Source organism: Micromonospora sp. MW-13 (genome assembly GCF_003434305.1).
Classification (GTDB): Bacteria; Actinomycetota; Actinomycetes; order Mycobacteriales; family Micromonosporaceae; genus Micromonospora.
In genome coordinates this window covers 1-935 of sequence record NZ_QKKX01000115.1, presented here as the reverse complement: position 1 = coordinate 935, position 935 = coordinate 1, and the positions used below count along the sequence as shown (strand labels likewise).

1 protein-coding gene is annotated in these 935 nt (G+C 70.8%); it reads left to right on the top strand.

The window, feature by feature from the left end; genetic code table 11:
* The first annotated feature begins 201 nt into the window (after positions 1 to 201).
* A complete protein-coding gene (locus tag C5N14_RS34390; protein ID WP_117673548.1) occupies positions 202 to 918 on the top strand; it encodes a Stf0 family sulfotransferase in 717 nt (238 codons plus the stop codon).
* The last annotated feature ends 17 nt before the right edge of the window (positions 919 to 935 follow it).

Below are 935 nucleotides of genomic sequence, written 5' to 3'. Positions count from 1 at the left end.
CTCGGGTGCTCCGGTGATCACGGGTGACCCGACGGCGGTGTATGGCACGGGCAAGCGGATCGCGGTGTACGCGGCGTCGGGTGGGGACTCCGTGGGTGGGGTGAACCAGGTCGAGGCCGGTGGGTCGTTCGGCAACTGGATCGTGCTGTGACGGTGGCCCGTACCGGGCGGTGAGCCCGGGGGCCGTACCGCAACGGGGTCGTGAGCACACCGCTCACGACCCCGTTCCCGCGTGCGGCGGCCAGTTCGGCCGGCTCGAATTCGGCTTACCGGCCGGGTCCGGGTGCGGGTGCGGTGACATCGGTCCATGCCGACGACACCGTGGACCGGGCCGATTCCTACTTCGTCTGCGCCATCCCGCGTACCGGCAGTTCCCTGCTGCTCGGGTCCACGGGCGTCGCCGGTCGTCCCCAGTCGTACTTTTCGCCCGCTCGACGAGCTGTTGGTGTTTCGGACGGACCCGCTTCGTCCTGGGGCGCGGACGACGCGCTGGCGCAGGCGACGTCCTGGCTCCGCGCCGAGCAGACCGGAACCTGGTGCATCGGTGGCGCCGGGGAGATCAGCGGCGTCGGCAGTACCGGTCGGGAGTCGAAGTTCGACGCCGACGAGGTCGACCTGCTGATCAGACGATCGGGGGAGCACAACGGCGTGGTTCGCCTCGGCGCGTCCGACACCGTGTCGTGCGGGTACGAGGACCTCGCACGCGGGAACGGGGTCGTGAGCGGTGTGCTCACGACCCCGTTGCGGTACGGCCCCCGGGCTCACCGCCCGGTACGGGCCACCGTCACAGCACGACCCAGTTGCCGAACGACCCACCGGCCTCGACCTGGTTCACCCCACCCACGGAGTCCCCACCCGACGCCGCGTACACCGCGATCCGCTTGCCCGTGCCATACACCGCCGTCGGGTCACCCGTGATCACCGGAGCACCCGAA